The following is a 7,568-nucleotide window of genomic DNA, read 5'->3' on the forward strand; positions in this document are numbered from 1 at the left end:
TATTAGTGATGCATATCCAGTTTAAGCGACATCATGTTCAAATTATGACTAAGTTATCTCAAATACCTTAGTCAAAATAACATGACCTTTGCTGAGATATGTATCACTTTTTTATAGACTATGGGCAATATAGTCGCACAGTGATATCATGTTGTGTAGGCTTAATATATCTATAATTAACCTATTAATAGTAAAAAATGTTATAATTTTACAATATACCAATTTATTTTTTTGTTTAGAAAAATAGAATTAGCACGCTATAAATGGTAAATTATATTATAGAGAAATGCGTAGAAAAATATGTAAACGTACTACAATTTAGAAATGAGGTTTATAAATATGGCTAGAAAAGTTGTGGTAGTAGATGACGAAAAACCAATTGCTGATATTTTAGAGTTCAACTTGAAAAAAGAGGGTTATGAAGTATTCTGTGCATATGATGGTAATGACGCAGTAGATTTAATATATGATGAAGAACCAGACATTGTCTTATTAGACATTATGTTACCTGGTCGCGATGGCATGGAAGTATGCCGTGAAGTACGCAAAAAATATGAAATGCCAATAATTATGTTAACCGCAAAAGACTCAGAAATCGATAAAGTATTGGGTCTTGAACTTGGCGCCGATGACTACGTGACGAAACCATTTAGCACGCGTGAATTAATTGCGCGTGTCAAAGCAAACTTACGTCGTCATTATTCACAACCAGCACAAGAAGTGAACGATGCATCTAATGAAATTACAATTAAAGATATTGTTATCTATCCAGATGCATATTCTATTAAAAAACGTGGTACAGATATTGAATTAACACACCGTGAATTCGAACTGTTCCATTATTTATCTAAACACATGGGTCAAGTTATGACACGTGAACATTTATTACAAACTGTTTGGGGCTATGACTATTTTGGTGATGTACGTACAGTAGACGTAACGATTCGTCGCTTACGTGAAAAAATTGAAGACGATCCATCACATCCAGAATATATAGTGACGCGCCGTGGTGTTGGATACTTCCTCCAACAACACGATTAGGGGACAATATTAAATGAAGTGGCTTAAACATTTTCAATCTCTACACACGAAACTTGTTATTGTCTATGTATTGTTAATCGTAATCGGTATGCAGATTATCGGTTTATACTTTACCAATAGTCTAGAAAAAGAATTAACACAAACATTTAAAAATAATATCTCGCAATACGCGAAACAAATAGAAATTAATATAGAAAAAGTCTATGACGAAGACAACTCAGTCAATGCACAAAAAGAAGTCCAAAATTTATTGAATGAGTATGCCAATAGACAAGAAATAGAAGAAATTCGTTTTATTGATAAAGATCAAATTATCATGGCTACCTCAAAGCAGTCTACGCGTAGTCTAATAAATCAAAAAGCTAATGACAGCTCCATACAAAAAGCGCTATCTCTAGGAGAAATTAATAGCCATACAGTATTAAAAGACTATGGTAATGGAAAACAACGTGTGTGGGTCTACAATTTACCAGTGAAAACATCGGATGATGGCACAATTGGCGATGTTTATATAGAAGCAGATATCAACGATGTCTATAACCAATTAAGTAACATCAACCAAATATTTATTGTTGGGACAGGCATCTCGCTATTAATTACAGTGATACTAGGTTTCTTTATTGCGCGCACAATCACAAAGCCAATTACCGATATGCGTAACCAAACCGTTGAGATGTCTAAAGGTAACTATACGCAACGTGTTAAAATTTACGGTAATGATGAAATTGGTGAACTTGCACTAGCCTTTAATAATTTATCCAAACGTGTACAAGAAGCACAAGCAAATACTGAAAGTGAAAAACGACGTCTAGACTCTGTCATTACGCATATGAGTGATGGTATTATCGCAACCGATCGTCGCGGCCGTGTGCGTATTGTCAACGATATGGCATTAACGATGCTAGGCATGATGAAAGAAGAAATTATCGGTCATTACATGTTAAATATGCTTAAATTAGAAGAAGATTTTTCATTAGATGAAATTCAAGAAAATAATGATAGTTTCTTATTAGATATCAATGAAAGTGAAGGTATTATCGCTCGTGTAAACTTCAGTACAATCGTACAAGAGACCGGCTTCGTTACAGGTTATATTGCCGTACTTCATGACGTAACAGAACAACAACAAGTTGAACAAGAACGTCGCGAATTCGTGGCAAATGTTTCACATGAATTACGTACGCCGTTAACATCCATGAATAGTTATATCGAAGCATTAGAAAGTGGTGCATGGAAAGATGATGCGTTAGCGCCACAATTCTTATCAGTGACACGTGAAGAAACGGAACGTATGATTCGACTCGTAAATGATTTACTACAACTATCAAAAATGGATAACGAATCAGATCAAATTACCAAAGAAATTGTCGATTTTAATATGTTTATCAATAAAATTATTAACCGCCATGAAATGTCAGCGAAGGATACAACATTTGTACGTGAGATTCCAAAACAAACAATCTTTACAGAAATTGATCCAGATAAGATGACACAAGTGTTTGACAATGTCATTACCAACGCAATGAAGTATTCACGTGGTGATAAACGTGTTGAGTTTCACGTGAAACAGAACTCACTGTATAATCGTATGACCATCCGCGTCAAAGATAACGGCATTGGTATCCCTATCAATAAAGTAGATAAAATCTTTGACCGTTTCTACCGTGTAGATAAAGCACGGACGCGAAAAATGGGTGGTACAGGATTAGGACTAGCCATTTCTAAAGAAATTGTCGAAGCACATAACGGTCGCATCTGGGCAAATAGTGTAGAAGGACAAGGTACGTCAATCTTTATTACACTTCCATGTGAAGTACTAGAAGATGGTGATTGGGATGCAGAGTAAAGAACTAATTAAATCTATTATCCTATTTCTTTTAGTACTCATGAGTGCGATTTTGACGTATATGACATGGAACTTTTCACCTGATTTGGCTAATGTAGATAAACAAGACAATAGTAAAAAAGAAGCGAAATCAAATACAATCGGTAAACCTTTGAAACAAGGAATGCCTCAAGTGATCACACCATACCAAGTCATTCACTCTAAAGGTGAAAGCACAGAAGGTATGGAAGCAACACGCAGCAATGTCGAAGAAATCATTAAACCCTTAAAAAATCATCGTGTATTACACGCTGAACAAATGCACAGCAATCATAATTTAATTATTCCAGACTTGAGCGATGAATTTTTAGTATTGGACTTCACCTATGATATGCCACTTGCTACATATTTAGGCCAAGTATTAAATATCAATGCCAAAGTACCCAACAACTTTAAATTTGATCGCTTGTTAATAGATAACAATCAAGACGGCAAAATTAAACTTTATGCGATTAGTAAAGATAGACATAACGTTGTACGCATGACCACAACGGTGAAGACAGATAAATTCACACAAGCATTGGAAAACCAGCATAAGCATATGCAACCTTACACAGAAATTATTACCAATAAAGATACGATAGATAAAGCGACACATATCTTTGCACCGAAGTCACCAAAAGGACAAAAATCCTACCATACAATCTATAATCACATTAGTGTAGATACCATGAATTCAATACTATTTAACGATTCAGTGGTAGTGCGTAGTTCAAGAAGCGGTGCAGTCACTTACAACAATAATACAGGTGTGGCCAACTACAACGATGAAACCGAAAAATATCGCTACACAAATCTATTAGAAGATGAAAATCGTTCAACGAATATGCAAGAAAGCATTCCAAGCACCTGTGCATACATCAATAATCACGGTGGTTTTACAGATGATTTCAGATTATTCCATACGGACGATAAACGTGGCGATCTGACTTATCAATTGTTCTTGAATGGACGACCAACGTTTAACGACGACGATTTAAATACATTGAAAGTCTCTTGGGGCAATAAAGGTATTTATAGCTATGCGCGTACGTTATTAAAAGCGAATGTAACTATTGATAGTGGCGAAAAAGAAGTCAACTTGCCAGGCGCTGAAACTGTCCGTTCGGAACTAGCCAATAATCCTGAAGTAGATTTCGAAAAGGTAACAAACATGACCATTGGTTACCGTATGGAAGATAAACAGGACAACGGAGATATAGAAATCCAGCGCAATAGTGAGTTTAAGCCATGTTGGTATGTAGAGTACGATAATAAGTGGCGTGCATACAAAGATGGGGGGCTAGAATAAATGAACTGGAAACACACGAAAACATTATTTATTTTTGTATTTATTCTAGTGAACATCAGCCTTATCATCATCTATATTGATAAAGTCAACAAATCTCATATTAACGATAGCGCCGACGAAAATGCAGTGAATTTTAAACAAGAAAAAATAGAAATTCCTGAAAATTTGCCAAGCGTTAAAAATATAGAAATGCAACTACTCACTGCAAGATCTAATGATTTTTCATCTTATGCAAAAGCACGTTCAAGTATTACAAGCGAAGAAGACGGTCAAAAAATCAAAGGTGAAATCAATGATCCAATTGATGTAGGTAACGATCAATACACAGATTTAAAATCCTATGTTAAAGATAAAATCTTTAAAGGTCAAAATTACGAAATGAGTAAAATTGACGATAAAAATGTTACCTTTGAACAGACTTATAACGACTTTCCAATCATGAATAATAGTAAAGCACAACTCAAATTTAATATCAATGACGATGGTAAAGCATCAAGCTACAGACAAACAGCTATGAAATCCATAGAGCCATCAGAAGGTGCTAACAACGATAAGAAACAAGTAAACACTGCGAAAAGCGCGATAGAAGCACTTTATTATAATCGTTATCTTAAACGAAACGATGAAGTGACCAACGTCCGACTCGGCTATTATACCGTCGTTAAAGAGCCTAACGTGCAAGTACTAGAAGCCAATTGGGAAATCAAAGTAAAACATAAAGACGAGTCCAAGACATATTATGTCGAAGCCATTTCAGACAGTCCTAAAATTGTTGAAGAATAGTAAGAGTGCGGACATAGCATTTACGACTTCACACAAGCATACCGTTTAGTGAGTATTGAAAGATTTATCATAAAAATAAGAGAGCGGATATACGAAATCAAAAGTATTAACATTGATTTTGATACCGCTCTTTTATTATGTACATTGAGACACAGTATTTTAAAAAACAAGACACCACATTAAACATTAAATTCAATTTAAGCTGCAAAGTATGTTAAAATAGATTATTGTTAAATCAAAGTTATAAACCAACTGCGTTGATTTAAGATGAACGCATGTAAACATAAATATGTACCACATAGGATAGTTCAAAAGTACATAATTTAAAAAACAGTTTCAGCAGATATAAAAAACTTTAATAATTAGACAGAGGGCATGTTGAGGTCACAAAAACCGTAGACTGCCTATACAAATTATAAGAGTGTTTATCGATTAGAAAGGGTGAATCGCTTGATACGAATGAGTGTATTAGCGAGTGGTAGTACAGGTAACGCCACTTATGTAGAAAGTGATAAAGGTAGTATTCTCGTCGATGCAGGCCTGACAGGTAAGAAAATGGAAGAACTGTTTGGTCAAATCGACAAACAAATTAAAAATTTAAACGGCATTTTAGTAACACATGAACATTCCGACCATATCAAAGGCCTTGGTGTCTTAGCGCGTAAATACGGGTTGCCAATATACGCAAACGAAAAAACATGGTCAGCAATCGAAAAGAAAGATAGTAAAATCCCAATGGATCAGAAATTCATTTTTAATCCATACGAGACTAAGTCTATTGCCGGTTTCGATATTGAATCATTCAACGTGTCTCATGATGCCATAGATCCACAGTTTTATATCTTCCATAATAATTATAAAAAATTCACGATACTTACAGACACAGGCTACGTTTCAGATCGCATGAAAGGTATGATTCAAGGCAGTGATGCTTTCGTATTCGAAAGTAACCACGACGTTGACATGCTTCGTATGTGTGGCTATCCATGGAAGACAAAACAACGTATCCTCAGTGATATGGGACACGTATCTAATGAAGATGCAGGGCTTGCCATGACAGATGTCATTACAGGCAGCACGAAACGCATCTACCTATCCCACTTATCGCAAGACAACAACATGAAAGACCTTGCACGTATGAGCGTTGGTCAAGTCCTAAACGAACACGACATCGATACAGAAAAAGAAGTACTCCTCTGCGACACAGACAAAGCTCAAGCCACACCAATATATACACTATAATAAAGCAGCCCTTGCCCTTCATTGAAGCGGTTAGGGCTTTTTTTGTGCGCTAGCCTAAGACTACTGTAAGCTATTGTTGAAACGACTTGTTTGAAAAGATAGAGGATTTTAATGGATTTGCTGAAGATGATGCAAATCATAGTTGGCATATGAAGCGAAATTGAGTACTTTTAACACGATGGCTAAATGTAAATCTAATTAAAGCACCAGTTTTCATATTACTGAGTTATCGGAGACTTATGCATGAGCCTTAGTTCAGTATCATTTTAACTAAATTAGAAGTTTGTTTAACTATCAATTTTATAAAATGACTAGCTAATTAAAGTAGTTACATATATGCATTTATCTGATAATTTATAAACAGTGGATAACTTACCTTATAGCTTGAATTAACATGAGATTTTGTAAAATAAACGTAAATTTTGTGAATAAGTATGTAAGACAATCGGCAACTTATCCACGTATTTATCCAAAGTTATCCAGACATGTGCACAATTAACAGAGAAATACCCACATTATACACAGAGTTATCCACAAATAAACAGGTTATCCACCCTTATTTGTGAAAAAACGTAAATTATTTTAAATTATCGTATACATTCCTGTTATAATAAGAGGGAATTGTGTGAATAAGTGCATAACTTGTGGATAAGTCTAATAACTATTGATTTTTAAGCTTTTACAGGAGGTAAATTATGAAAATTACTATACTTGCAGTTGGCAAATTAAAAGAAAAATACTGGAAACAAGCCATAGCTGAATACGAAAAACGTTTAGGTGCGTATTCCAAAATTGAAATTATTGAAGTACCAGATGAAAAAGCACCTGAAAATATGAGTGACAAAGAAGTTGAACAAGTGAAAGAAAAGGAAGGCCAACGCTTACTAGCAAAAGTAAAACCACAATCCACAGTCGTTACTTTAGAAATAAAAGGCAATATGCTGACTTCTGAAGGACTTGCTAAAGAATTAGAAAGTCGCATGACACGCGGCCAAAGCGACTTCACATTTATTATCGGTGGTTCCAATGGCTTGCATCAAGACGTCTTAAACAGAAGCGACTACGCCCTGTCATTCAGTAAAATGACATTTCCACACCAAATGATGCGCGTCGTCTTAATCGAGCAAGTCTACCGTGCATTTAAAATCATGCGCGGTGAAGCGTATCACAAATAAAACTAAAAAATAGATTGTGTATAATAAAAGCTATTTCAAATACCGCATTACTACCCGATAAGCAGAAGCATATCATAAATGATGCGGTTTTTTCAGCCGCTTCATAAAGGGATTTTGAACGTATCGGAACGGGTTCTGTTGCAAAGTAAAA

Annotated in this window: 6 protein-coding genes; all 6 read left to right on the forward strand. The window is 35.1% G+C overall.

Annotated features, from left to right (window positions below; genetic code table 11):
- Positions 1–339: 339 nt before the first annotated feature.
- The 6 genes from yycF (at position 340) to rlmH (ending at position 7,417) form a co-directional block, all read left to right on the forward strand.
- Positions 340–1,041, forward strand: a complete 702-nt coding sequence (yycF, locus tag KA926_RS08740; protein ID WP_019468531.1) for a response regulator YycF — start codon at positions 340–342, stop codon at positions 1,039–1,041.
- Between the two features lie 13 nt (positions 1,042–1,054).
- Positions 1,055–2,887 (forward strand): cell wall metabolism sensor histidine kinase WalK, encoded by a 1,833-nt coding sequence (walK, locus tag KA926_RS08745; RefSeq protein ID WP_046207189.1) that lies wholly within the window; start codon positions 1,055–1,057, stop codon positions 2,885–2,887.
- Positions 2,877–4,217, forward strand: a complete 1,341-nt coding sequence (locus KA926_RS08750) for a YycH family regulatory protein (protein WP_210144127.1) — start codon at positions 2,877–2,879, stop codon at positions 4,215–4,217. The genes walK and KA926_RS08750 overlap by 11 nt, the downstream gene beginning before the upstream one ends.
- Positions 4,218–5,000, forward strand: a complete 783-nt coding sequence (locus tag KA926_RS08755; RefSeq protein ID WP_107504573.1) for a two-component system regulatory protein YycI — start codon at positions 4,218–4,220, stop codon at positions 4,998–5,000.
- Between the two features lie 441 nt (positions 5,001–5,441).
- Positions 5,442–6,242, forward strand: a complete 801-nt coding sequence (locus KA926_RS08760) for an MBL fold metallo-hydrolase (protein ID WP_107520589.1) — start codon at positions 5,442–5,444, stop codon at positions 6,240–6,242.
- Positions 6,243–6,937: 695 nt separating this feature from the next.
- Positions 6,938–7,417: a 23S rRNA (pseudouridine(1915)-N(3))-methyltransferase RlmH gene (gene rlmH / locus KA926_RS08765; RefSeq protein WP_019468536.1), complete on the forward strand. Its 480-nt coding sequence runs from the start codon at positions 6,938–6,940 to the stop codon at positions 7,415–7,417.
- The last annotated feature ends 151 nt before the right edge of the window (positions 7,418–7,568 follow it).

Origin of the sequence: Staphylococcus sp. GDY8P94P (genome assembly GCF_017892255.1) — a bacterium.
Classification (GTDB): Bacteria; Bacillota; Bacilli; order Staphylococcales; family Staphylococcaceae; genus Staphylococcus; species Staphylococcus cohnii.